This window comes from Staphylococcus sp. EG-SA-2, from assembly GCF_017152085.1.
In genome coordinates this window covers 1-295 of the sequence record NZ_JACYHC010000354.1, presented here as the reverse complement: position 1 = coordinate 295, position 295 = coordinate 1, and the positions used below count along the sequence as shown (strand labels likewise).

Genomic DNA, 295 nt, shown 5'->3' with positions numbered 1-295 from the left:
GAGCTGATAAATGAAGAGGGATACTTATCAATCATACCTCTTTAACAACAGTGAAGAACCCGTGCATAATGGCTTACGAATTATAGTTTGTAGGGTAAAAGAGGGATACATGCGCCGAGCACATGCAAAAAAGCCCCTAACAACTAAAAGTTGTAAGGAAGAAGAGGGACACATGCGCCGAGCACATGCATAAAATCCCCTAACAACTAAAAGTTGTAAGGGGATTTAAATTAATTTAGTGTATCTTGGATATCTTGTTTTGTTTGATTAATATCTTCTGTTTTTTCTTCTTTTT

At 36.3% G+C, this 295-nt stretch carries 1 pseudogene; it reads right to left on the bottom strand.

The window, feature by feature from the left end:
- Window positions 1-230 precede the first annotated feature (230 nt).
- Window positions 231-295, bottom strand: a pseudogene (locus tag IDG60_RS22075) (glycopeptide resistance-associated protein GraF); the annotation flags it as partial.